Source organism: Pseudomonas sp. Pse35 (genome assembly GCF_024519715.1).
In the GTDB taxonomy this organism is placed as follows: Bacteria; Pseudomonadota; Gammaproteobacteria; order Pseudomonadales; family Pseudomonadaceae; genus Aquipseudomonas; species Aquipseudomonas paracarnis.
In genome coordinates this window covers 79,200-105,099 of record NZ_JALJRP010000013.1, presented here as the reverse complement: position 1 = coordinate 105,099, position 25,900 = coordinate 79,200, and the positions used below count along the sequence as shown (strand labels likewise).

General features: G+C 60.0%; 20 protein-coding genes. 15 read left to right on the top strand and 5 right to left on the bottom strand.

Annotated features, from left to right (window positions below; all coding sequences use genetic code 11):
* Positions 1-10: 10 nt before the first annotated feature.
* Positions 11-193 (top strand): DUF1810 family protein, encoded by a 183-nt coding sequence (locus OC445_RS13750; protein WP_374225741.1) that lies wholly within the window; start codon positions 11-13, stop codon positions 191-193.
* Here the strand turns inward: OC445_RS13750 and OC445_RS13745 are convergent.
* Both OC445_RS13745 and OC445_RS13740 read right to left on the bottom strand, forming a co-directional pair.
* Positions 158-1,210, bottom strand: a complete 1,053-nt coding sequence (locus OC445_RS13745; RefSeq protein ID WP_198791761.1) for an AraC family transcriptional regulator — start codon at positions 1,208-1,210, stop codon at positions 158-160. The two genes, OC445_RS13750 and OC445_RS13745, sit on opposite strands and share 36 nt — an antisense overlap.
* A 3-nt stretch (positions 1,211-1,213) precedes the next feature.
* Positions 1,214-2,212, bottom strand: a complete 999-nt coding sequence (locus tag OC445_RS13740) for an AraC family transcriptional regulator (RefSeq protein ID WP_232241639.1) — start codon at positions 2,210-2,212, stop codon at positions 1,214-1,216.
* A gap of 170 nt (positions 2,213-2,382) precedes the next feature.
* On the opposite strand from OC445_RS13740, the gene OC445_RS13735 reads away from it, so the two are divergent.
* Positions 2,383-2,529: a hypothetical protein gene (locus tag OC445_RS13735; RefSeq protein ID WP_169918921.1), complete on the top strand. Its 147-nt coding sequence runs from the start codon at positions 2,383-2,385 to the stop codon at positions 2,527-2,529.
* Here the strand turns inward: OC445_RS13735 and OC445_RS13730 are convergent.
* Positions 2,516-3,127 (bottom strand): TetR/AcrR family transcriptional regulator, encoded by a 612-nt coding sequence (locus tag OC445_RS13730; RefSeq protein WP_054898511.1) that lies wholly within the window; start codon positions 3,125-3,127, stop codon positions 2,516-2,518. The genes OC445_RS13735 and OC445_RS13730 overlap by 14 nt on opposite strands.
* A gap of 119 nt (positions 3,128-3,246) precedes the next feature.
* Between OC445_RS13730 and OC445_RS13725 the strand changes: the two genes are divergently transcribed.
* The 3 genes from OC445_RS13725 to OC445_RS13715 are packed head-to-tail and all read left to right on the top strand — an operon-like array spanning position 3,247 to position 9,000.
* Positions 3,247-4,428 carry a MexC family multidrug efflux RND transporter periplasmic adaptor subunit gene (locus tag OC445_RS13725; protein WP_262020189.1) on the top strand — a complete coding sequence of 394 codons (1,182 nt, stop codon included), beginning with the start codon at positions 3,247-3,249 and terminating at the stop codon, positions 4,426-4,428.
* Between the two features lie 27 nt (positions 4,429-4,455).
* Entirely contained in the window at positions 4,456-7,587 is a 3,132-nt protein-coding gene (locus OC445_RS13720) for an efflux RND transporter permease subunit (RefSeq protein WP_054918955.1), read from the top strand.
* Positions 7,588-7,590: 3 nt separating this feature from the next.
* The gene (locus tag OC445_RS13715; RefSeq protein WP_089041687.1) at positions 7,591-9,000 is read left to right on the top strand and encodes an efflux transporter outer membrane subunit; all 1,410 of its coding nucleotides are present in this window, start codon (positions 7,591-7,593) and stop codon (positions 8,998-9,000) included.
* A gap of 98 nt (positions 9,001-9,098) precedes the next feature.
* Here OC445_RS13715 and OC445_RS13710 read toward each other — a convergent pair whose 3' ends face one another.
* Entirely contained in the window at positions 9,099-9,665 is a 567-nt protein-coding gene (locus OC445_RS13710) for a TetR/AcrR family transcriptional regulator (protein ID WP_044273809.1), read from the bottom strand.
* Between the two features lie 206 nt (positions 9,666-9,871).
* Entirely contained in the window at positions 9,872-10,453 is a 582-nt protein-coding gene (locus tag OC445_RS13705) for a TetR/AcrR family transcriptional regulator (RefSeq protein ID WP_169918920.1), read from the bottom strand.
* 403 nt (positions 10,454-10,856) lie between these two features.
* Here OC445_RS13705 and OC445_RS13700 point away from each other — a divergent pair, with 403 nt between their 5' ends.
* The 10 genes from OC445_RS13700 to OC445_RS13655 all read left to right on the top strand — a co-directional run bounded on the left by OC445_RS13700 (position 10,857) and on the right by OC445_RS13655 (position 25,891).
* Positions 10,857-12,281, top strand: coding sequence for a DUF1329 domain-containing protein (locus tag OC445_RS13700; protein ID WP_198791275.1), 1,425 nt, complete (start codon positions 10,857-10,859; stop codon positions 12,279-12,281).
* 21 nt (positions 12,282-12,302) lie between these two features.
* The gene (locus OC445_RS13695) at positions 12,303-13,946 is read left to right on the top strand and encodes a DUF1302 domain-containing protein (protein ID WP_054896432.1); all 1,644 of its coding nucleotides are present in this window, start codon (positions 12,303-12,305) and stop codon (positions 13,944-13,946) included.
* Positions 13,947-14,035: 89 nt separating this feature from the next.
* Positions 14,036-16,357, top strand: a complete 2,322-nt coding sequence (locus OC445_RS13690; RefSeq protein WP_410055955.1) for an efflux RND transporter permease subunit — start codon at positions 14,036-14,038, stop codon at positions 16,355-16,357.
* 10 nt (positions 16,358-16,367) lie between these two features.
* Complete coding sequence (locus OC445_RS13685) at positions 16,368-17,312, top strand: WD40/YVTN/BNR-like repeat-containing protein (protein ID WP_262020187.1); 945 nt, start codon at positions 16,368-16,370, stop codon at positions 17,310-17,312.
* 242 nt (positions 17,313-17,554) lie between these two features.
* Positions 17,555-18,838: an acyl-CoA dehydrogenase family protein gene (locus tag OC445_RS13680; protein ID WP_054896435.1), complete on the top strand. Its 1,284-nt coding sequence runs from the start codon at positions 17,555-17,557 to the stop codon at positions 18,836-18,838.
* 54 nt (positions 18,839-18,892) lie between these two features.
* A complete protein-coding gene (locus tag OC445_RS13675) occupies positions 18,893-20,026 on the top strand; it encodes a saccharopine dehydrogenase family protein (protein ID WP_054896436.1) in 1,134 nt (377 codons plus the stop codon).
* A 10-nt stretch (positions 20,027-20,036) separates the two neighbouring features.
* Positions 20,037-21,596: an AMP-binding protein gene (locus tag OC445_RS13670; RefSeq protein ID WP_054896437.1), complete on the top strand. Its 1,560-nt coding sequence runs from the start codon at positions 20,037-20,039 to the stop codon at positions 21,594-21,596.
* Positions 21,597-21,609: 13 nt separating this feature from the next.
* Positions 21,610-22,848, top strand: coding sequence for a thiolase family protein (locus OC445_RS13665; protein ID WP_054896438.1), 1,239 nt, complete (start codon positions 21,610-21,612; stop codon positions 22,846-22,848).
* A gap of 11 nt (positions 22,849-22,859) precedes the next feature.
* Positions 22,860-24,227: an NAD(P)/FAD-dependent oxidoreductase gene (locus tag OC445_RS13660; protein WP_054896439.1), complete on the top strand. Its 1,368-nt coding sequence runs from the start codon at positions 22,860-22,862 to the stop codon at positions 24,225-24,227.
* A gap of 191 nt (positions 24,228-24,418) precedes the next feature.
* Positions 24,419-25,891 (top strand): flavin monoamine oxidase family protein, encoded by a 1,473-nt coding sequence (locus OC445_RS13655; protein ID WP_054896440.1) that lies wholly within the window; start codon positions 24,419-24,421, stop codon positions 25,889-25,891.
* The last annotated feature ends 9 nt before the right edge of the window (positions 25,892-25,900 follow it).

Genomic DNA, 25,900 nt, shown 5'->3' with positions numbered 1-25,900 from the left:
GGAGCGAATAATGCAGGATTCGTTCAATCTGTCCCGTTTCGTCGAGGCGCAGCGCCGGGTGTTCAGTCGGGTCATGGACGAGCTGCGCGCGGGCCGCAAGACGAGCCATTGGACGTGGTTTGTCTTCCCCGCAAACGCAGGGGCTGGGTCGCTCCGCTCAAAGCTGATCTTTCATCCGGCTCGTAATCAATAAAGGCTGCCTGCTCACCCCCGACTGGCTGCACCACTCAAGCGCAGACATACCAAACCAGCGATGAAACGCCCGCGAAAAAGTGCTGACATCGGCGTAACCCAGCAGATGCGCCACGTGTGTAAGACTGACTGTCGGAACCAGCAGGTAATTGCGTGCCAGTTGTTGGCGAGTCTCATCCAGCAACTGCTGAAAAGACGTATTTTCTTGAGCCAAGTGGCGCTGCAAGGTTCTTGGGGTGACTGCCATGCAATCGGCCACCTTGTCGATCGTTGCACGTCCGCTGGGCAACAAGTTACGCAGCAATTGCCTGACGTAGCCAGGCATCACGTCTGTCGACAAGCGCTCTATACCTGATAGATGTGTAGCAAGAATCTGATGTAGTGCTTCGCTGGAGCGATCCAGTGGTTGCGCCAGCACGCATGCGTCAAATAGCAGACCAGTACGTGCTGCTGAGAACGTTGGTGTAATACCCAGTGCCTGGCGATAGCCCCACTCATCGGCAAGGGGCGGATGACGAAGCATTACCGCCTCAGGTTGCCATTGATCCCCCGCCAACGCGAGCATCAGTTTTAAACCGACACCACACGCCAGTTCTTCTGCTTGAGGCAATCCGACAATCGACATCTCATCGGTTCGATAACTCAGCAACGCGACGCCTTCGACAACCTCCAAATCAACCTGTGCCGCGCCGTTGTACAGCCCGAAATTCGCGCGCAGTTCGAGCAATGCATCGCCGATGGTTCGAGCGTTGTGGATCAGGAAAAACATATCACCGAAGACGTCGACACCTTGGTGGAGCCCGAATTCCAGACCGAACAATGCGTTATTCGAACGCTGCCGGCACATTTGCAACAAGCTGCAATATTGTTGGAAGGAGAGGATATCTTCCGGGCGCTGCAGCGACATCGCAGGCACACGGGCCTGTAGCAGTATACGGCTTGGGTCCAGACCCTGACGCCGGGCAAATTGATCGAACCCTGTCAGACTGATTGCACGAATAAATGGATTGGCCGCCATTTTTTACCCAAGAGTTTGTTGCATGCGCTGCTTCCACTTCTGCGGGCTGACGCCATTCCAGCGCGTGAAAGCCCGGGAAAAGGTGCTCAGGTCGGCATAACCCAACATACCTGCCAGCTGTGTCAGGCTGATCGATGAGTCGCAGAGGTAGCGTGCGGCCATCGTCTGGCGCGTTTCGTCCAGCAGCTCCTGAAATCGCGTGTTTTGTGCCCGAAGATAGCGTTGCAAGGTGCGCGGGCTGATCATCATGTACTTGGCCATGTCGCGAAGCGTGACCGGACCATTGGCAAGCTCATTGCGTAGCCTTTTTTGCACATAAGACGGTAATTCTTGCAGTGTTACGCGCGCTAACTCGTCGATCTGTTGCTGGGCTAATAGTTGACACCTGACGTCTGTAGCTCCGAGAGGTCTCGCCAGTAATGACTCATCGAAAACCCAGGCATTGACGGTGCTGTCAAAGCACGGAGGGACACCCAGCAGCGTGCGATAGGCAATGCGGCTGGCCGGAGCGCTGTGGCGCAACATCAGAGCTCTCGGTTTCCAGGCGTACCCTAGCAGTTCGCGGAGCAAGCATGCGGCAACTCCCATCGCCAGTTCCACTGTCTGATGTACTGAGGCCAACGTACCGTCAATGACTTCGTACACAAGAAGGGCACTGCCGCCTCGGCGTTCAAGGCGCACTAGTGCGCCGTCACTGTGTATATGGAAATAGCGTGTCAGCAGATTCAGCGATTCGCCCACATTGGCCGCGTTACGCATGGCGTACAGCAGAGTGCCTAGACTTTGCGTGCCTTGGTGCAAGCCTAACTGTAAGCCGAACAAGGGATTGCTCGACCGTAACGCACATAACTGGACCAACGCATTGAATTGAGCGCCGGATATTTGAGCGTTCAGCGGATCTTCGGGCAGGTCTACCTCCGCCAGCGCCGAAACCGGATCAATCCCCTGACTGGTAGCAAACGCCTTGAAACCAAGCAAAGCAACACCACGCACTGTGGACATCATCTGAGCCTCTCGAATGAAATACTGCCTTTGGCCTGAGAAGTATTGGCACGATATGCAAAATCTCTGGCGCGATATGCAAAGCTTTCACCCTTGTCCCGAGACCACACTCGAACGACCAATAACAAAAGACCTGCGTTCGGCCCAAGGCTGGACGATGGAGGTATACGATGCGTCGGTTTCTGTTCGCTTTGCTGGTGGTCGCGCTGATTTCGGGTGCGCTGTATGTTCAGCCACGGCCCGCTGACCACAATGTTGTTCATCATGCCAATCACCCGCCGGTTGCCAGCATCAGCGATGCCTTCACGCATTTCTGAGGACTGAAGCGTGCTCCTGCACAGAGGCGTGCTCGCGGAACTCGCCACTAGAAAGTGCTCCGTGCAGGAACATTTGCTCCAGCGTTCGGGCCGACTCGGCGTTGGCTGCACGCCCGCGCTGTTCGGCATCCACCAAGCCGTAGACCAGGGTGATGAACAGCTCGGTAAAAATCGCTGCGGTAATGTCGATGCGAAACAGTCCTCTTTGCTGACCTCTGAGGAAGAACTCGTCTAGCGCCGCCAGGTAAAACTGCCAGCGTGTGTCACCCCGTTCGAAGTCGAGGAAGTCTGGGCGGTATTGCGCCATAAGAAAGGCAAGCAATTCGCGATGAGCCAAGTGCTCGCGGATCAATCGACGCAGCGCGTCCAAGGGCTGCAGGTGCTGCAAACCGGCGCTGCGGATAATCAGATTGAGCGTACTTTCGGCGTACTCCTCCAGTCTCTGCCCTAGATTTTCCCGTGTCCCACAGTAGCGGTGCAGGGTCGCTTTACTCATGCCCGCCAGTTGCGCCAGCTCTTTCATTGTCGCCCGGGGGCGATTGACAACCGCCATAGTCAGCGACTTGAGCATTTGTTCATCATGGGAATTGGGTGTCATCACCACGCCTTTAGCGATGTTTATACAGGGATCACAATATTCTCATATGAGACAATGTTGACTCATTAGAGTTTGCAAAGTAGCATCCGCACCAAGTTCAATCAAGCCTTGGGTGAGAGATGGGAAATTTGCGTGCGATAGGGATGGCAGGCTCGCTGGCAGCGGCCATTGCGCTGGCCGGGTGTGGGCCGTCGAATGAACAAACGGATGTGGCCGAAGTGGCGCGTGCTGTAGAGGTGCTGGCAGTAAAGACGGAGCCTCTGGCTCTGACTTCGGATTTGCCGGGCAGGGTAGAGCCCATGCGAGTCGCCGAGGTGCGCGCGCGCGTGCCAGGCATCGTGATGCAAAAGCGTTTTGAAGAGGGCGCGGATGTCAAAGCCGGGGACCTGCTGTTCCAGATCGACCCGGCGCCGCTAAAGGCGGCCTTGTCGCGAGCAGAGGGTGAATTGGCCCGCACCCAGGCCGTCGCACTTGAGGCACAGGCGCGGGTCAAGCGCTATGAACCGTTGGTGAAGGTCGAGGCGGTCAGCCAGCAAGACTTCGACAGTGCCATGGCCGACCTGCGCAGCGCCCAGGCGGCCACGCGCTCGGCTCAGGCCGATCTGCAAAGCGCGCGCTTGAACCTTGGTTATGCTTCGGTGACTGCACCGATTTCCGGGCGTGTCGGCCGTGCACTGGTAACCGAAGGTGCGTTGGTCGGTCAGGGGGACGCGACGTTGATGGCGCGGATTCAACAGCTTGATCCGGTCTATGTCGATTTCACTCAGTCGGCCGCCGACGCGCTGCGCCTGCGCGAATCGCTCAATGGCGGAAAACTCTCCGCTGATGACAGTAAGACGTTGTCGATTCGTGTCGACGGCACCGCTTTTGAGCGTCAGGGCGCACTGATGTTTACCGATATCGCCGTTGATCGCGGCACCGGGCAGGTGTCATTACGCGGCAAGTTCGCCAACAGCGACGGCGTGTTGCTGCCGGGCATGTTCGTGCGCGTGCGCACGCCTCAAGGCACCGACAAACAGGCCATTCTCGTGCCCCAGCGCTCGGTGCAGCGCGGCAGCGATGGCGGCGCGCAGGTCATGGTCGTCGGCGCCGACGGCCGCGCCGAAGCGCGCAATGTGGCGACCGGTTCCATGCAGGGTTCGCGCTGGCAGATCAGTGAAGGCCTGAAGGCTGGCGATCAGGTGATTGTCAGCGGACTGAGCGGCCTGCAACCAGGTGCCAAGGTCGTACCCGCCCAGCCCCAAGCCCAGCCCCAAGCCCAGCCCCAAGCCCAGGCTCAGTCGCCTGAGTCGCACCAGTAAGGGCGCCGTCGCCGCGAGGATATTCCGATGTCTCTGTTTTTTATCAAACGCCCGAACTTCGCCTGGGTGGTAGCGCTGTTCATTTCTCTGGCCGGTCTGCTGGTCATTCCGATGCTGCCGGTAGCGCAGTACCCCAACGTCGCGCCGCCGCAGATCAAGGTGACGGCGACCTATCCCGGCGCCTCCGCGAAGGTGCTGGTGGACTCGGTCACCAGCGTGATCGAAGAGTCGCTCAACGGTGCGAAGAACCTGCTGTATTTCGAGTCGACCAACAACTCCAACGGTATCGCCGAAATTGCAGTGACGTTCCAGCCGGGCACAGATCCGCAGCTCGCTCAGGTTGATGTGCAAAACCGCTTGAAAAAAGCCGAAGCGCGGATGCCGCAAGCCGTGCTGACCCAAGGTCTGGAGGTGGAGCAAACCAGTGCCGGTTTCCTGCTGATCTATGCGCTGAACTATAAGGAAGGCACCCAGCACAGTGACACCACCGCATTGGGCGACTACGCCGCGCGCAATATCAACAACGAGCTACGCCGGGTTCCGGGCGTCGGCAAGCTGCAGTTCTTCTCCTCTGAAGCGGCGATGCGCGTCTGGCTCGACCCGCAGAAACTGGTGGGCTACGGGCTATCCATCGACGACGTCAGCGCGGCCATCCGTGGCCAGAACGTGCAAGTGCCGGCTGGCAGCTTCGGCAGTACGCCGACCAGCAGCCAGCAGGAACTGACCGCCACCCTGGCGGTGAAAGGTACGCTGGATAATCCGGAAGAATTCTCTCGTATTGTCCTGCGTGCCAACGAGGACGGTTCGACGGTCAAACTGGGCGACGTGGCCCGCGTGGAAATCGGTCAGGAAAGTTACAACTTCAACTCGCGCCTGAATGGCAGACCCGCCGTGGCAGCGGCGATCCAGTTGTCGCCGGGCGCCAACGCGATCCAGACCGCAACTGCGGTCAAGCAGCGCCTGGCCGAACTGTCGGCCTACTTCCCGGATGACGTGGAATATTCCGTTCCTTACGACACCTCGCGTTTCGTTGATGTCGCGATCGAGAAGGTAATTCATACCCTGATCGAAGCGATGGTCCTGGTATTCCTAGTGATGTTCCTGTTCCTCCAGAACATCCGCTACACCTTGATTCCGTCGATCGTGGTACCGGTGTGTCTGCTGGGCACGCTGCTGATGATGTACGTGCTGGGCTTCTCGGTGAACATGATGACCATGTTCGGCATGGTGCTCGCCATCGGCATTCTGGTGGACGACGCCATTGTCGTGGTGGAGAACGTCGAACGGATCATGGCCGAGGAGGGCTTGTCGCCGGTCGACGCCACGGTGAAAGCGATGGGGCAGGTATCGGGCGCGATCATCGGTATCACCCTGGTGCTGTCGGCGGTGTTCATGCCGCTGGCATTCATGTCCGGCTCGGTCGGTGTGATCTACCAGCAATTCTCGGTATCGCTGGCGGTGTCGATTCTGTTCTCCGGGTTCCTCGCGCTGACGTTCACCCCGGCGCTATGCGCCACGCTGCTCAAGCCGATTCCACAAGGGCACCATGAAAAGCGCGGCTTCTTCGGCGCCTTCAACCGTGGCTTTGCCAAGCTCACCGATCGCTATTCAGTCCTGAACAACGGGCTGGTGGCGCGTTCCGGCCGGATGATGTTGGTGTACCTGGGCATTATCGCCATGCTCGGTTACTTCTACCTGCGCCTGCCGGAATCGTTTGTGCCGGTGGAGGACCAGGGCTACATGATCGTCGACGTCCAGCTGCCGCCGGGCGCGACCCGTACCCGTACCGAATCGACTGGCGAACAACTGGAGCGTTACCTGGCTACCCGTGACGCGGTTCAGTCGACGTTCCTGGTGTCCGGCTTCAGCTTCTCTGGGATGGGCGATAACGCAGCGCTGGCATTCCCGGTGTTCAAGGACTGGTCGGAGCGTGGCGAAGATCAATCGGCCATGGCAGAAGTCAATGCGCTGAACGAGCAATTTGCCGTGGCCAACGACGGTGCGGTGATGGCCGTGCCACCGCCGCCGATTGACGGTCTGGGCAACTCCGGTGGTTTCGCCCTACGCCTGCAGGATCGTGCCGGCCTGGGTCGGGAAGCGTTGCTCGCTGCTCGTGATCAGGTGCTTGGTCAGGCCAACGGCAACCCGAAAATTCTCTACGCGATGATGGAAGGTCTGGCGGAGTCGCCGCAATTGCGCGTAGTGATCGACCGTGACAAGGCGCGCACCCTGGGGGTGAGTTTTGAATCGATCAGCAGTGCGTTGTCTGCCGCTTTCGGTTCGGAGGTGATCAACGACTTCACCAATGCCGGCCGCCAGCAGCGCGTGGTGGTGCAGGCCGAGCAGGGCGACCGGATGACTCCGGAAAGCGTGCTCAAACTGTACGTACACAACAGCGCGGGCGATCTGGTGCCGCTCAGCGCTTTCGTCACCACGCATTGGGAGGAAGGTCCGGTGCAGGTAGTGCGCTACAACGGTTATCCGTCGGTGCGCATCGTCGGTGATGCCGGGCCGGGCTACAGCACCGGTGAAGCCATGGCAGAAATGGAGCGTATCGCCGCGCAGTTGCCGGCCGGTTTCAGCTACGAGTGGACCGGTTTGTCCTACCAGGAGAAGGTCTCCAGTGGTCAGGCCACGCAACTGTTTGCGCTGGCCATTCTGGTGGTGTTCCTGCTGCTGGTGGCGCTGTACGAGAGCTGGGCGATTCCGTTGACCGTGATGCTGATTGTGCCGATCGGCGCCATCGGTGCGGTACTCGCGGTGATGGTCGCTGGCATGCCTAACGATGTGTACTTCAAGGTCGGTTTGATCACCATCATAGGTCTGGCGGCGAAGAACGCGATTCTGATCGTCGAGTTCGCCAAGGAACTCTGGGAAAAAGGTTACAGCCTGCGCGACGCCGCGATCGAGGCTGCACGGCTGCGCTTCCGGCCAATCGTGATGACCTCCATGGCCTTCATTCTCGGTGTGGTGCCGCTAGCACTGGCGACCGGGGCAGGGGCTGCAAGTCAGCGGGCAATCGGTACCGGGGTGATCGGCGGCATGCTCAGCGCGACACTGCTGGGTGTGTTGTTTGTACCGATCTGTTTTGTGTGGGTGCTATCGATGTTGCGCAGTAAACCGGCTCCCATTGAACAACCCGCTTTGGCTCAGGAGTGACGCATGCGTATTTCAGGATTTTCTACGCTGGTGATCGCCATGTTGTTGGCCGGTTGCTCGTTGGCGCCGACCTATGAGCGGCCCGTCGCACCGATTGCGGACAACTGGGCGGGCGAGTCGTTGAAACAGGGCGCTCCGATCAACCAGTTGGCGTGGCAGTCGTTCATCGTCGATCCCGACCTGCGCCGTCTGGTGGGTGTTGCGCTGGATAACAATCGCTCGTTGCGCCAGACCCTTTTGGACATCGAGCAGGCCCGGGCGCAGTACCGCATTCAGCGGGCCGATCGGGTTCCGGGGCTGAATGCAAGCGCGTCCGGCAACCGCCAGCGCTTGCCGTCGGACCTGGCCAGTGACGGCCGGGCAGGGGTGGCCAGCCAGTATCAGGTCGGTCTGTCGCTGCCCGAATACGAGCTGGATCTGTTTGGCCGGGTAAAGAGCCTCAGTGACTCTGCGCTGCAGGAATACCTGGCCACCGAAGAAGCAGCCCGCGCCGCGCAGATCGCGCTGATCGCTGAAGTCAGCCAGGCCTATCTGGTTCACGACGGCGCCCAGCGTCGGCTGGAGTTGACCCAACAAACCCTGAGCAGCCGCGAATACTCGTTCGCGCTGATCAGTCAGCGCCGCTCCAGCGGCACGGCGACAGCGCTGGATTATCAGGAAGCTCTGGGGCTGGTGGAACAGGCGCGGGCCGAACAGGAACGCAATCTGCGCGAGAAGCAGCAGGCGTTCAACGCGCTGGTTTTGCTGCTGGGCACAAAGGACGCGGGCAAGGTGATTCCCGAGCGGCTGACGACGCAGCCGATGCTGGTGCAAGACATCGCTGCGGACACCACATCGACGCTGATCGAGCGCCGGCCGGACATTCTTGCGGCCGAGCATCGACTGCAAGCGCGCAATGCCGATATCGGCGCGGCACGGGCGGCGTTCTTTCCGCGTATCAGCCTGACCGGCAGCTTTGGTACTTCCAGCGCGCAGATGTCCGGTCTGTTCGACGGCGGTTCGCGCTCCTGGAGTTTCGTACCGAACCTTTCGCTGCCGTTGTTCGATGCTGGTCGCAACAGTGCCGGGCTGAGTCTGGCCGAAGCCCGCAAGGATTCAGCTGTGGCGGCCTACGAAGGCACGATTCAGACGGCGTTCCGCGAGGTCGCCGATGCATTGGCTGCCACCGACACCTTGCGCCGGGAGGAGGCCGCGCGCCGCGCACTGGCCAATACCAGCACTGAAACCCTGAGTCTGGCCAAGGCCCGATATGAAGGCGGTATCGACAGCCACCTGCGTTATCTCGATGCGCAGCGCACCAGTTTCGTCAATGAAACAACGTTTATCGAGGTCAGCACGCAACGCCAGATTGCTCTGGTCGATCTGTTCCGTTCGCTGGGCGGAGGTTGGTCCACGCCGATAACCGTTAGATAACGCCTGACAAGAGCTCCTTTGGTTGGCGCATCCAACCGCCTTTGCCCCGTAGACCGAAAGGTCTCGGGGCTTTTTTTTCCAGGAAAACCGAGTAAGGCTTACAACGCACTCGCTGCGCCGGCCGCGCCATGCAGGAACATCTGTTCCAGCACATTGGCCGAGTTGGCACTGGCCGCGCGCCCACGGCGCTCGGCATCAACCATGCCGAAAATCATGGTCAGGAACAGCTCCGTGAAAACCGCGGCGGTGACATCGATACGAAACGCGCCCAGTTGCTGGCCACGCAGAAAAAAAGCATCCAGAGCGTCAGCATAAGTCTGCCAGCGGTCGCCCTCACCATTGACCGCAAACGTGTCGGGGCGGTACTGAAAGAGCAGGAAAACCAGCATTTCCCGATGCGCGAGATGCTCGTTGATCAAACTGCGCAACGCCTGTACCGGCTCGCCGTGCAACAGGTCGGTGGTGGTGGTGATCTGGTTCAGCACCGTCTCACCGTGGCTTTCCATCATCTGCACCAGGTTGTCACGGGTGCCGCAAAAGCGATGCAGCGTAGCCTTGCTGACGCCAGCCGCTTCAGCCAGTTCCTTGAGTGTCGCCCGAGGGCGATCCACGATGGCCAAGGCCAGCGCCTTGATAAGTCGTTCGTCTTGAGGAGTCAGGGTCATCAGTCGGTCTCGAATCGAATTTCAATCCGCCGAATTGTGCAGGAAAAGCTCATTACTGCAACGAAAACCACCGAAATAGAGCAAATGACTTCATCTGAGACAGTTTTTGTTCATCACGGGATCGGCGTTGCGCACCGTTCGAATGTCATGAATTGTAAGAAGCCTGCGCGATCTGATCCCCATGCGGCGCCTGGGCAAGGATCGACTCAGTGACTGGCCACCAACAAGGCCAGCGCAGTGCAAGCAGTCTCGGTTTCGGCTCGCAATCGATCCAGATCACCGTGGGCCGACCAGGCAATGGTCAGCCCGTCTACCAGTTGAATCAGCAAGCGGCTGGACGCCTTTAAAAACGCTTCGCTCAACTCAGTTCCCATGGCTCGCTGCAGCGCCTGCTCGGTGGCTTCAATGGCCACCGAGTAAATCTTGCTGGCCATTTGCGGGTCATTGCGCATTGCCCAGAAGAACAACTCGGTCTGCGCCCTGGCCGCATCCGGATGATCGATGAACCAAGTGATCAATTGCCGCAGAACTTCGGCTGCCGTCGCCGCAGCAGTGGCCCCGGCCGGTACCTGTTCCAGCGCTTGCGGTGGCAGGCTGAACAGCGATTCGTAGACCGCATAAAACAGGTCGTTCTTGGTATGGAACACGTAATGCAACGAAGCTAACGGACAGCCGGCTTGCGCCGCAATACGGCGGGTCGTGGCATTGGCTACGCCATGCTCGGCGATCACTCTGATCGTTGCCTCGACGAAATCCTGCCGGCGTAATTCAGCGCCCATTCTGGCCATGGTTCAGCAATCTCCTTTATTCCTGGCGCCCTATAACGACAAGGGCGATGTCGACGCTTGCGGATCCTACAGCAACAAATCGCCAGGCGTCATGAATGGAAAGGGGACATGAAACGGCTGCACCAATAATGGTAACAACTGTTTCGTTATTTCCCGAATCGGTGCGTTTCGGCGAAACAAACGGAAACATCCTCCGGCAGTTTTATCGCGCTGTAGACCCCGCGATCGCGCAATCGATTGATAAGAAACGACTAATTCCCGCTCTGTGGATCTTGGCACCGGGCTTGCTTTGATTACTCGACTTGGTCATTTGATCAAGTCAGTTGATTAGGTTAGCGCAGGCAACGGGTTGCCACCGTAAAGACCACCCCGTTGCTGATCAAGGCCCACGAGGATCCCTCCCATGAACACAGTGATTGAGCGCCCCCATAACAATTTTTCTATTGGCGTCGTAATCCAGCATCTGGTCGCGGCCGTCGCTGCCTCGGCGTTTTTCTGTACGGCACAGGCAGCAGATAAGGATCCAGCATTACTCGGCACCAAACTGACTCCGCTGGGAGGCGAGGCGGCGGCCAGTGCCGACGGGGTGATTCCCGCGTGGACAGCACCCGGTCCTCAAGGTGGCAGTTGGACCCATGGCCAAGTGCGCGGCAAGCAATGGACGTTCAAGGATGACAAGCCGCTGTTCAGCATCGACTCGGGCAACGTCGATAAATACGCCAGCAAGCTTTCACCGGGCCAGGTAGAAATGTTCAAGAAGATTCCCGGCTACCGGATGGACGTGTACCCGACACGACGCAGCTGTGGCGTGCCGGATTTCGTCGCGCAGAACACGAAGAAGAACGTCGGTTTCGCCAAGCTCGACGGCGACGGCCTGGCGTTGCAGGAAGCCTATGTTCCAGGCATTCCGTTTCCATTTCCAGCCTCGGGTGCCGAAGTGATGTGGAACATGAAAATGCGCTATCGCGGCGTTGGCTTCGATATGTCGAAAACCGTTTCCGGAATTTCGCCACGCAAGGGCAGTGAAGACTGGCTGCGCACCTCCACCGACTGGTTCATGTACACACCATGGGGCGTGAAGGGCAGCGCGCTGTTCTCGTCATTCGATCGCCTGGAAGTCGCCACCTACTTCAGCTACACCGACCCCGCCGCGCTTGCCGGACAAGCCGGGGTGGTCACCACCAAGGCCGGCGAGCAAGCCACCACGTTCTATTACTTCCCGGGCCAGCGCCGCGTGCGGCGCATGCCGGCGTATTCCTACGACGCACCGCAAATCGGCCTGGACAATCAATACACCATCGATGAATCCAACGTGTTCTTCGGCCCCATGGACCGCTTCGACTGGAAGCTGCTGGGCAAGCAGGAAATGCTTGTGCCCTACAACTCGTTCGGGGCCTACGACAACTCGGCGAAGATCGAGGAGGTGGCCAAGCGCGACTTCATCGCTCCCGAATCGCGTCGCTATGAGCTGCACCGCGTGTGGGTGGTCGAAGCGACCGTCCGCCAAGGCATGCGCCATCAGGCACCGAAGCGTCTGTTCTACATCGACGAAGACAGCTGGAACGCGCTGATGGCGGTGGACTACGACAAGCAGGGGCAAATCTGGAAGGTCCGCGAGGGTTACACGATCCCGGTGTACGAGACCGGCACCTGCGACATGGAAGCCCAGGCGCAATACAACCTGGTTGATGGTCGCTACCTGTACGACATGACCTCCATTGGCACCGGCAAGAACGACCATCGCTGGCTGACCGACGGGGCGAGCAATCCGCGCCTGAAACGCGACTTCTACACCTCCGACAACCTGCGCGCCAACAGCGAACGCTGATAGCGGCTTTCGGGAACAGACATGAAAAAAATAATCAGTAGAACCTCAGGTCTTGTCATCGCGTGTGCAACCCCATTTGCCATGGCGTTCACCTTTGAAACCGAAAACATTCGCGGCTCTTTCGACTCCACCATCGCCGTGGGCATGGGACTGCGCACCGAATCGCGCGGCTGCAACCTTATCACCAGCGGCCCCGGCGGGCACAATCCACCCAGCGGCTGTCTGGCGCCCAGCGCAGGTGTTGGTGACCAGGGCGACTTGAACTACGACCGGGGCGACCTGTTCACCAACTACATAAAAGGCATCCATGAACTGGTGCTGAAGTTTCCCGAAGACTACACGTTCATGGCGCGCGGTAGCTGGATTCGGGACTTTGCCGCGACCGACACCAGCGGTGCGCTATCGGCTAACCGGCCTGAAGGTGTCGGTAGCGACGGCCTCACCAGTGGCGCCCGAGACGATCTGGAGTTCAAGGCGCGTCTGCTGGATCTGTGGGTGAGCAAGAGTTTCGATGTCGGTGACCAACGTGTTCGCGCTCGCCTGGGTAATCAGGTGATCAACTGGGGCGAGAGTCTGTTCGCTGCTGGCGGCATCAACAACACCAACGCTTACGATGTCATGGCATTGTCGCGTCCCGGTACCCAGCTCAAGGAAGCCTTGCTGCCGGCCCCGATGTTGAGCCTGGCGTCGGGGCTTGGTGCCGGGGTGAATATCGAGGCGTATTGGCAGTTCAATTGGAACAAAAGTGAATTGCCCCCGGTAGGGAGCTATTGGTCCACCACCCACGCGCTGGGTGAGGGCAGGGGTACCTACGGGTACGATGAAAAAGAGGCGCGCAACAGCGGCCAATGGGGCGTGTCACTGCGCTGGCAGCCTGACAACACCGATCTCAACCTGGGTCTGTACGTGATGCGTTATCACGACAAACTGCCGTCACTGAGCGTGCAGGTGGATCCGCAAACCTTCGCCGCGGCGCCGACCTGGGAATATCCGGAAGACCGCATGATGTACGGCATCAGCGCCAATATGCCGGTCGGCGACTGGGCACTGGGCACCGAGTTGTCCTATCGTCCCAAGGATGCGGTACCGCTCAACCCGGTCATCGACGCTTGCGCCGCCAACGGTGGCAAATGCTGGAAAGACGCAAAGAAACTGCAATGGCACCTGACCGGCATCTACAGCATGACGCCGTCCAACTCGCCGACCTTGCTCGAATTCACCGGTGCCAGCACCGGTACCTTGTTGAGCGAACTGGTGGTCGTGAAATACCCCGGTCTGCATAACGACTACGCCGGGGAACCCATCGCCGCCGGCCTTAATACCTGGCAACTGGACCCGGCCATCGCGCCGAGCGCCAAGGGTAACAAAACCTCCTCTGGCATCAGCCTCGATTTGAGCCTGACCTATGACAACACGCTCGTTCCTGGCTGGCAGGTCACGCCGGGAGTGTTCTACTCGCGCTCGATCAACGGACGCACCCCGAACCTGTCGGCCACCTTCACCGAAGACGCCAGCAGCATGAACCTCTACCTCAACTTCGTGCGCAATCCGGCGAGCTGGCAAATCTCGGCCAACTACGCAAAGTTCATGGGCGGCAAGACCCCTTACGATCAACTGCTGCGTGATCGCGATTACGTTGGCCTTGTGGTTTCCCGAACCCTGTGAGGCGCGCCGTGAACAGTTCCCTGAACCTTAAGCAAAGCACTTCGCGCGGCGTGTTACCGCGCATCGAACAATGGCTGTTCTCGCATCGCATGCTGACGTTGGCGAGCCTGGCGCTGTTCACCTTGGGCATGGCTTGGTTTGCCGTGCAGTTGCGCATGGAAGCCGGGTTTGAAAAGCAGTTGCCCATCGGCCATGAATACATCGAGACCTTTGAGACCTATCGCAATGACTTGCTCGGCGCGAATCGGTTGACTGTGGTGGTCAAGGCTCGCCAAGGGACGATCTGGAGCCAGGCAGGGCTCAAGCGTCTGTATGACGTCACCCAGGCGCTGATCTTTCTGCCCAACGTGTCGCGCAGCAGCGTGCGTTCGTTGTGGACGCCCAACGCGTTCGTCAATGAAATCACCGAAGAGGGCTTTCGTGCCGACCCGCTGGTACCAGGGACGGTAACGCCGGAAAGTCTCGATGATACGAGCATAGCCATGATCGCCAACTCGACGGCGCAGGGTGGTTTTATCGGAACGCTGGTGGCTCGCGACCAAAGCAGCGCGATGATCACGGTCGACCTCAACGAGTTCGATACTAACGGCCTGCGCCTGGACTATGTGGCTTACAACCAGGTCCTGGAGCAGCAGATTCGCGGTCAGTTCGAGGACATGGATTTCGAGATCCAGATCATCGGCTTCGCCAAGCAGATCGGGGACATTGCCGTGGGCGCTTCGGCGGTTTTCGAGTTCTGTCTGCTGGCCTTGTTGCTGACAGCGGCTGCGGTGTTCTGGTACTGCCATTCGCTGCGTTTCACCTTGCTGGCGATGGGTTGCTCGCTGGTTTCGCTGATCTGGCAGTTCGGCGCTTTGCGTCTGCTCGGCTATGGCCTCGATCCGTTGGCGGTGCTGGTACCGTTTCTGGTGTTTGCCATAGGGGTATCCCATGGCGTGCAGCAGATCAACTTCATCATTCGCGAGATCGCCTGCGGCAAGTCGGTGGAGGGCGCGGCGCGTGCCAGTTTCAGTGGGTTGCTGATTCCCGGCACACTGGCGTTGGTCACCGCATTCGTATCGTTCGTGACGTTGCTGTTGATCCCGATACCCATGGTGCGGGAACTGGCAATCACCGCTTCACTCGGGGTGGCGTTCAAGATCGTCACCAATCTGGTGATGCTGCCCGTGCTGGCCTCGATGCTCAGGGTGCATGACGGTTACGCCGCAGCCGAGGAAGTTTCTCGCCAGCGCCGTGTCCGTTGGTTACACGGTCTCGCCCGTTTGAGCGAATGGCACAACGTGCGCTGGGTGCTGGGTATGGCCGTGCTGATCTTTGTCACGGCGGCGTGGCAAAGCCATGATCGAGTCGTCGGTTCTTTACAGGCCGGAGCCCCGGAACTGCGCGAGGATGCGCGCTTCAATCGGGATGCGCTGTCGATCGCCAGCAATTACGACATTGGTCTGGACTGGCTCAGTGTGGTCTTCGAGGTCAAGGTCGATGGCGGTGCGAACGACTGCGAGAACGTCGCTCTCGGCCAATATCAGGACCGTTTTGTCTGGGCCATGCAAGGTGTGCCTGGTGTGGTCTCGGTGACCTCGTTTTCCAACAGCCTGCGCCAGTTCAACGAGGGCTATAACGAGGGCAACCCGAAAATGAACGCGGTGCCCATCGACCCGACCAACTACTCGTCGATGGCCGCCGAGGTGGCTCGCGTGCCCGGCATGATGCGGCCTGATTGCAGTATGACCGCGGTGCATTTGTTTCTCGCCGATCACAAGGCAACCACCATTCACCGGGTGATCACCGCGGCCAAGGCTTTCCGCAGCCAGTTCACTCAGCCCGGGGTGAGTGTACGTCTGGCGTCCGGTAACGCCGGCGTGATCGCGGCGATCAACGAAGAAGTGGAACGCAGCGAGTTGCCGATGATGCTTTACGTCTACGGCGCTATCGCGCTGCTGGTGTTTGTCGTCTACCGCGATTGGCGCGCAGTGCTGGTCTGCTGCCTGCCGCTGACTCTGGGGACCTTCATCGGCTACTGGTTCATGAAGGAGCTGCAGATCGGCCTGACCATCGCCACCTTACCGGTCATGGTGCTGGCGGTCGGCATCGGCGTGGATTACGCGTTCTACATCTATAACCGTTTGCAGCTGCATCAGGCGCTCGGGCAACCGATCACCAAAGCCGTGGAGCATGCATTGCTGGAGGTCGGCGTCGCCACGATTTTTACTGCGATCACCCTGGCGGCGGGCGTCGCCACCTGGGCGTTTTCCGACCTGAAGTTTCAGGCAGACATGGGCAAGCTGTTGGCCTTCATGTTTCTGGTCAACATGATCATGGCTATGACCGTTCTCCCAGCCTTCGCAGTATGGCTGGAGCGGACATTCCCGCGACGGCGCCCAGTGCGCCTGATCGGCTCACTGGTGCATTGAGGAGACAGCCATGCGAAACCTGATGCCTTTACTGGTTCTGATGTTGCCGGCGTTATTGCAGGCTTCGTCCTTGTCGGCTGTACCGGCTACACAAACGGCCAGCGCCAATGCCGCGACGCTGTTGAGCGTTGCCCGGGCCGGGGAGCGAACCGTTGCCGTCGGCGATCACGGCGTGGTGCTGTTGTCGGATGATCACGGTGGGCATTTCCATCAAGCGACATCCGTGCCGTTGGCCACCCCTCTGACGGGGGTGTCCTTCGTCGATGCCCGTCAGGGTTGGGCCGTTGGTCACTGGGGGGCGATTCTGGCCACTACTGACGGCGGCGATACCTGGCAGGTGCAGCGCCTTTCCAGTGCAGAAGATCGGCCACTGTTTGCCGTGCACTTTTTCAATCCGCAGCAAGGGGTGGCGGTGGGGCTGTGGTCGCTGGTGCTGACCACCGATGACGGCGGCAAGCACTGGACCGAGCAGCGACTCGAAGCTCCGCCGGGTTCGAAGCGGGCCGACCTAAACCTAATGGGGCTGTTTGCCGATGGGGAAGGGTGCTTGTACGCCACCGCCGAACGCGGCCAGTTATTGCGCTCAGACGATCAGGGCAAGCACTGGCGCTATGTGGATACCGGTTACAGCGGCACGCTGTGGACGGGGGCGGTGCTGGGCGACGGCTCGCTGCTGGTGGGCGGGCAACGCGGCACGTTGCTGCACGGCTCCGCCGACGGCGCACGTTGGCAGCGCGTGTCGCTGCAAAGCAAGAGCTCGGTCACCGCCATCGATGTTTCCGGGCAAACAGTCATCGCCGTAGGTCTGGACGGTTTGATCGTGCGCAGCGACGACGGTGGCCAAAGTTTCCATGAACAACCCAGCGGCGACGGGGTTTCGCTCACGGCGACACTGCTGAACGGGGATGGCTCGCCGATCGTCTTTTCCCGTAGAGGCGTCGTTTCTCGGCACTGATACCGGCGGTATGTCGGGAGTCGAACGCCATGCTCGTTTCCCGACACGTCGGCGCGATTTTTTCTCAAACGAACTGCTGATTTCCGGCCGAATTTCCATGCCTGAATGAGTTTCTATAGGTGCAAAATAATAAACATAACGAATGTTGCGTTAATTAATTTTGCTTGTTAGAGTCGATGGCAAATAACAAGACGCAGCACGCTGCAAGCGCAGCGGCTGCCACTCTCGATGGAGGTACTTTGATGATCTCGCTCAAGTCGACACTCACCCTGCCAGCCGCTGGACTCACCGGTTTCGAAACCCCGCTGACGGAAGAGGAGGCTGCGATTCAGGCCTCCGTGCACCGCTTCGCCAAAGAAGTGTTGCGACCATTGGGTCGCGAGCTGGACCGCATGACCGCCGAAGAGGTGGTTGCCCCTGGCTCGCCTTACTACTCGCTGTTTGCCGAGTTCGCCAAGCTCGGCCTCGACCCGGCGCTGTTGGCACAGTTGCCGCCGGACATGGCGGTGCGAATCGAATCGCTGATCGGTGAAGAACTCGGCTGGGGCGACGCCGGGCTGGCGATCTCTTTGGGCTGCGCCGGTTTCCCTCTGCAAATGGCCGTTGCCGCCGGCAATGCCGAACTGGTCGAACTCTGCCAGGGCCGGATCGGCTGCTGGATGGCCACCCAACCCGACCGTGGCAGCGACAACCAGATCTTCGACATGGCGCGAGACTGGCCAGCGGGCAAGCTCGGCAATATCGGCAACCTGACCGCCAAAGTGGTTGGCGATGAAGTCATCCTCAACGGCCAGAGCTCGGCGTGGGTCTCCAACGGCGTCATTGCCCAAGTGGCACTGGGCTTGATCTGCGCCGATTACGGTGACGGTTTTTACGATGAGAACGGCCGGCCGCACGGGATTGCGCTGATTATTCCGCTTGATCTGAAGGGCGTGTCCAAAGGCAAGCCGCTGGACAAAATCGGGCAGCGATCCTTGCCTCAAGGCGAAATCTACTTCGACAGCGTACGAGTGCCTCGGCGCTTTGCTATCGCCGAGCGCGACAACTACTACGGCGCCGTCAGTTCTTCCTGGTCGTTCGCTGGCACCCACATGGGCCAGGTGTTTACCGGTGTCGCACGAGCCGCCTTCGAAATGGCCCTGCAGTACTGCCATGAGCGCCGCCAGGGCGGGCACCCATTGATCGACCACCAGATGACCCGTCTGCGCCTGGGTGACATGTTGCGTCGGGTCGAAACGGCCCGTGCGGTCGCCCGACGTTCGCTGAGCTTCGCGCGCCTGTCGCCGCAAACCCATCCGTACGCCACCGCCTCCGCCAAAGTCACGGTGACCGAAGAGGCGATGGCCGTTGTGCAGGAAGCTTTCCGCCTGTTCGGTGGCAATGGCACCACCCGTGAATACCCGATCGAAAAACTCTTGCGTGACACCCAGTCGTCATTGATCGAGGACGGCGAAAACCGGGTCCTGACCATGCGCCTGGGGCTGCTCGCCCAGCAGCTGTACGCCGAAGGCTGGGCTAACAACTGATTCTGAATGCACCCGACATCACTCATCCAACAATAACAAATGAGGTAAATCCCGATGGCCAAATATCCTGTCGTTGTCTATGGCGCCAGTGGTTACACCGGCATGCTGATCATGGACTGGTTGATCGACCAGCACATCCCGTTCACCGCCGTCGCTCGCAACGCCGCCCGCGCTCAGGAAATGATGGCACAACGCGTCGTCGGCCTGGAGTCGGCCACTTACGAAATCATTGAATGCGCCCACGAGGTCGACGCGCTGGTCTCGGTTTTCAAAGGTGCGCGCGTGGTGTGCAACACGGTCGGCCCGTTCATAAATTTTGGCCTGACTGCCGTAGAAGCGGCCTTGAAAGCTGGCTGCCATTATCTGGATCCAGCCGGAGAGCAGGCGCACATTCGAGCCTTGCGTGATCAGTTCGGCGAGCTGTATCGCCAGGCCGGGCTGCTGCTGTCGCCATCGCTGGCGTACATGTACACCTACGCCGAGATCGCCGCCGAATTGGCCCTGGAAACACCGGGCGTCGATTCGCTGGAAACCGCGACACTGACCCGCGGCCCACGCACCGGTGCCGCTGGGGTGACTGTCGGTTCAACGGCGACCATTTTCGAGGGCGTCCGTTACCCCGGCGCCTACCTGTGGGAGAAGGAACTGGTGCCTTATGCGCCGAACACAAGCTTCAACGTGGTTTGTCCTGATCTGCTGGAAGCTGTGTTCTGCCTGCCTTGGGGCGGCACTTCACTACCGGTATTTTACGAAGAGGATGGCCGGGTACGCAGTTGCATGTCCTGTGTCGGCTTCTACGACAACCCGGTGATGAAAATGGTCCACGGCCTGGGTGAGAAGTGGGAAGCCGAATACAAGCACCTGCCCAAAGAACAGCAGGACGCGGTGATCCAGAGCCTCGTGCAATCGACCACCCCGAGCATGCCACCGCGTGAACGCAGCACTCTGCAACGCACCGTTGACTTCGCAATCGGTCGTGGTCAACTGACGGCCGTGCGTGCCACCGTGCATGGCATCACGCCTTACATCGCCACCGGGGCCTTGCACGCCGCAGCCGTGGTCAAACTGTTGAATAACGACACCGCCAGAACCGGTTTCGCCTCGGCCTCGAAAGCCTTCGGTCATCGCTATCTGCTGGGCTTCCTCGAGCAGCGTGGCCTGGCCCGCGCAACCGTTACTCAACTGTGAAGTGAATAACATGGCGATTATTGATTTCTTCGACCGTGGCTGGCGGATCAATCCGCACGGCGCGGCGTACATCCAGGACGATCGGGTGTTCACCTTCACCGAAGTCCGCAACCTGTCTAGCCGGATCGCCAACGCGCTGTTAGCCGCCGACCTGCCCGGCGGCACCAAGGGCGCAGTCTGGTCGGCCAACGATGCGGTGGCCTGGACCTGCACCCTGGGGCTCTGGCGCGCCAACCTGTGCTGGATTCCCATCGGCGCACGCAACAGCGCCGAAGAGAACCGTCACGTGCTCGATGCCTTCGACTGCGAGGTGCTGTTTTTTCAACGAGAGTTCGCGCCGATCGTCGACGCGTTGCGTTCGAGCCTGCCGAAAATCCGGTTGTGGATCTGCATCGACGAGCACTTGCCCGGGGCGCCGTCGCTCAAGTCCTGGATCGCGGATCAGCCGGCCACGGCACCGAAGGTCGAGTATCAACTCGATGATGTCGTGGCGCTCTCGCCAACCGGCGGCACCACGGGGCTGCCGAAAGGGGTGATGAACACTCATCGCAGCATCCAAACGTTCTGCGCGCACTTTATGATCAATTTCCCATATGCCGATGAGCATCCGCCGGTCAACCTGGCGGCGGCGCCGATGACGCATACCGCCGGCACGCTGTCCCTGCCGTGCACCTCGCGCGGAGGCACCGTGGTGATCATTACTAAGCCGGATCCTGCACTGATGCTGGCAATGATTCCGAAATACAAGGTCACCGAGACCTTTCTACCGCCGACGGTTATCTATCGACTGCTGGATGTTCCGGATCTGGCGCAGAAGGTCGATTTCAGCTCGTTGAAGTATTTCCTGTACGGCGCGGCACCGATGTCGGTGGACAAGCTCAAGCAAGCCATCGAGACCTTTGGCCCGGTAATGGCCGGCGGTTACGGTCAGACGGAAGCGCCGGCCTCGATTTCCAACCTGCCGCCCGCCGAACATTTGCACGGTGGACGTCTTGCAACGGACGAGCGTTTGTCATCGGTAGGCCGTCCTAATCCGCTGGTTCGGGTGGAAATTCTCAGCGACGCCGGAGACATTCTCGGCCAGGGCCAAACCGGAGAAATCTGTGTGCGCGGCGATCTGGTGATGAAGGGCTACTACAAGGATCCGCAGAAAACCGCAGAAACCATCGTCGATGGCTGGCTGCACACCGGCGACATCGGCCATTTCGATGTGCACGGCTACCTGCACATTACCGACCGCAAGAAAGACATGATCATCTCCGGCGGATTTAACGTTTATCCCAGTGAAGTCGAGCAAGTGCTGTGGAGTCATCCGGCGGTGCAGGACTGCGCCGTCATCGGTGTGCCAGATGAGCAATGGGGCGAGGGCGTGAAGGCCGTGGTCGAGTTGAGCGCCGGGCATACCGTCACTGCTGAGGAGTTGATCGAGCTGTGCAAGACCCGGCTCGGTTCGGTCAAGTCGCCGAAAACCGTGGATTTCATTGATGCATTGCCACGCAGCCCGGTCGGCAAAGTACTGAAAAAAGATCTGCGTGCCCATTACTGGCAAAACGTTGAGCGGCGTATCTGAGGGAAATGATCTGATGGAACCTATTTACATCGCCGGCATTGCCATGACCGAGTTCGGTCGCCACTTGGACCGAAGCCTTCAGGATCTGGCGCTGGAGGCCTTGCAAGGCGCACTCGCCGATTCCGGTGCCCTGCGCGCCGATATCGGTGCGGTGTTCTACGCCGGGATCACCAACGGTCATCTGCAAGGGCAACTGTCGATTCCCGGGCAGGTGCTGTGCAGCAAGATCGGCCTCGAAGGGGTGCCGGTGTACAACGTCGAAAACGCCTGCGCCTCGGGCAGTACCGCGGTTCATCTGGCAGTGCAGAGCTTGCGCTCGGGGGCTACCGACGTAGCCCTGGCGTTGGGCGCGGAGAAAATGAACGTGCCGGACAAGGCGCGGGCGCTGGCCCTGTTCGAAACCGGCTGGGACGTTTCCACCGCCGAGGAAAACTACGCGACGCTGGTGAAAATGGGCGAGGGCATCGTGGTGCCGCCGGGCTCGGAATCCGATCGTCCATACAGCAAGTTCATGGCCATCTATGCCGCCATGTGTCGCTGGCACATGAAGACCTACGGCACCACTCAGCGACAGATTGCAGCGGTGTGCGCCAAGAATCATCAACACTCGGTGCACAACCCGTATTCGCAATTTCGCAAGACCTTCACCATTGAAGAAGTGCTCGCCGCGCCGCCGATCACTTATCCGATCACGCTGCCGATGTGTGCGCCGTTATCCGACGGCGCGGCCGCCGCGATTCTCTGTACCGAGGCGGGATTGAAACGCATTGGTGCCGACCCGAAACGTTGTGTGCGGATCGCCGCCAGCGTGATCCGCAGCTTCACCCTGCGTGGGCTCGACGAGCCGCACAAGCACGTCAGCCTGTTGGCAGCGCGTGAAGCCTACGAAATCGCCGGCCTTGGCCCGCAGGACATGCACGTGGCCGAAGTGCACGACGCCTCGGCCATGGGCGAAATCATCCAGGCGGAAAACCTCGGGCTTGCGCCGCTGGGGGAGGGTGGGGTGTGTGCCGAACGCGGCGATTTCACCCTGGGTGGTCGCCTGCCGATCAATCCCTCTGGCGGCCTGGAATCCAAGGGCCATCCGCTGGGTGCGACAGGGATCGGTCAGTTGTACGAGCTGACCACCCAGTTGCGCGGGGAGGCCGGTGCACGCCAGGTACCCGGTGCGCGGCATGCCATCCAGGAAAACGGTGGCGGTCTGCAAGGTGTAGAGGAAGCAGCCGTCGCTATTCACATCCTGAGTCGATAGGAGCACATCACATGTCCATGACCTACCAATCACGAGAGCTGGAAAGCCACTTCGCCGGCGGGCATTTCCGTCGGCTGGGTGGCTGGGTCGAAACTCCGGCTGATCTGCAACCCGAGCTTGAGGGCGATGTCAGCGCGGACGTCATCGTGATCGGTGGCGGTTTCGCCGGGCTGTCCACCGCCCTGGAACTGACGGCGTTGGGGGCCAAGGTTGTGGTGCTGGAGCAGGCGTTTGCCGGTTTCGGCGCCAGCGGGCGGAATGCCGGCTATCTGGGCGGCAGCGTCGGCATTGAGTTCGAGTTATTCTTGAAACGTGTTGGCAAGGAAAAAGCGCAAAAAATCGTCAAATTCTATGACGAAGCTGTCGCCTACGTCGAAGGTCGCTTACGCGAATTGGAGATCGACTGCGACTACAACGCATCGGGCATCATCAGGGCGGGCATCCATCCGTCGCAGGAGAAAAGGCTGCGCAAAAGCATGGCCGTGGGCCACGAATTGGGTTCGCAAACCGAGTTTCTGGATCAGGCACAAATGCGCGCGCGGGGCATTCCACCGGCCTTTCTGTTTGGCTGCCTGCAACGCCACGGCGGTACGCTGGACCCTGGCAAATATGTGATGGGCCTGCGCCGCGCTGCACTTCAGGCGGGAGTGAGGCTGTATGAAAACACCAAGCTTGAGTCGTACTCCGACGGGTCGACGATCACCTGCCGGACGCCACGCGGGCAGGCGAGCGCGCCGATAGTGGTGCTGGCCACCAATGCCTATACGCCGCAACTCGGTCTTCTGCGCGACAAAGTCGTTCCATTTCGAGTGTCGGCGGTCGAAACCGAGCCATTGACACCACAGCAGTTGGCATCGCTGGGCTGGGCAGGGCGGGAAGGGTTGACCACGCCGCACCTGGTGATGGAAAGCCATCGCCTGACCGCACGCAATACGCTGCTGATGACCACTAAACGGCTGGGTTATGCCTACGGCTCGAAAACCCCGAACATTCCCGATGAGGTGACCTACCGCGCGTTGCAAGACAACCTTGGCGTGCGTTTCCCGACGTTACGCGGTGTCGGCATTCAAGCGTGCTGGAGTGGTTACGTCAGCATGGCCTACGACGCGTTGCCGGTGGTGGGCGAAACCGGGTCGCACCACAACATTCTCTATACCGCGGGTTGCTCCGGACACGGCGTCGCATCGCAGTCGCTGATCGGTCACCTGCTGGCGGAAAGAATCGGCGGTATCGAGCATCCGCTGCTCGCCGCGTTGCGGCATAAAACCCCGAAAACCCTGCCCGAACCGCTGCAGTGGTGCGCCGTGAATGTGGCGCTGGGAGGGGCACATCTGCTGGACGAATACACCAACCGCAAAGTTGCGCGCCCTCATGCCTGACGGCTGAGGCTTATAGAACCAACACGCTGAGTTTGCATGATGACGCTGACCTTGAAGTCCTGGGGCCGGTAGGCGTTCGCCTGCAGAAAGACAAACGAATGTTTGCGTTTTCGTCACCCCTTTTTTACTGCCGCACCCACGCTCGGCCACGGGCGTTCAATTCAACAATAACGTGATGTGAGGCAACGAACATGAGCACTGACGCCCCTCCTGATTTGAAGCGCAGGCAACTACTTAAACTGGCCGGTGCCACTGCCGCCGTGGGATCGATCGGTTTGAACATTGGCCTGGCCACTGCCGCCGATGCGCTGCTCAAAGACAACCCGGACGATGTGTTTGATGTGGTGATCATCGGTGCCGGCCTGGCTGGTTTGACCGCCGCTCGTGATCTGCATCTGGCGGGTTGCGAGTCGCTGCTGGTGCTTGAAGCGCGTGATCGTGTCGGTGGCCGCACGCTAAATCATGACTTGGGTTCCGGCTATATCTCCGAGGCCGGAGGCCAGTGGATCGGCCCCGGACAAACCGCCGTAGCGGACCTGGCCCGTGAGCTTGAGGTCGGCACCTTTCCCAGTTTCTATGAGGGGGAAACCGTGATCCTCGGTGGCGATGGACGTGTCGCCGTCGATTTGAAAGGCACCTTCGGTACCGACGAAAGCGTCTCGGCAAAACTCAGCGAGCTGTCGCGTGATGTGCCGTGCGGCGCGCCATGGAAATCCCCCCGACTGGCCGAACTGGACAAGCTCTCGGCAGGCGACTGGCTGGCTCAGCAAAACATCAAACCGGAAGACCGCGCAGGGTGGAATGCCAGCTTTCTCCTGACCTGCGGCGTCACACCAGCGAAGATGGGCTTTCTGCATTTTCTGTCGATGATCAATTCGGCCGGCAGCGAATACATGCGGCTCGACTCGATCAAGGACAGCGCGCAAGGGACGCGGGTCGTCGGCGGTTCACAGGTTCTCAGCAGCAAAATGGCGCAATTGCTGGGTGACAAGGTTCGCTTGTCGTGCCCGGTGCGCAAAATTGCTGACTGGAACGGCGACATCGTCAGACTGCAAACGGATCAGGGCGAGATCCGCGCCCGGCGCGTGATCATGGCGATTCATCCAGCACTGTGCCAACGCCTGCAGTACGATCCACCGCTGCCCGAAACCCGCGCCGCCCTGCAGCGAGCCTGGCCGGCGCACTCGCCGGCACGCAAGACCACAATGGTCTACCCGCGGCCTTTCTGGCGCGACAAAGGCTTGAACGGCCATATCATTCAGGTCGGTGGGCCGGTCATCTGGGCATACGACAACTCGCCGCCAAACGGCGAAATCGGTGTGATCAATGCGTTCATTTTGAATGCCGCAGCCCCCACCGACCTAGAGGCCGCGAAGCGTATGCAGACCGAAATCTATGCACGTGCCCTGGGGGACGCAGCGCTCGAGCCGGTTTCCTATCACGATCATGACTGGGCGCATGCCGACCCGTGGACCATTACGTGCGTGTCGCCGATTCCCCCCGGTTTCTGGTCGACACATGGCGAGGCACTGCGTCCGCCCTGCGGCAATCTGTTCTGGTCGGGCACCGAAACCGCTGACATCTGGGCAGGTTACATGGACGGTGCCGTGCGCGCCGGACGCCACAGCGCCTTACAGGTGCTCAACGCATTACGTAGGGTGTAGGAGGCGGCA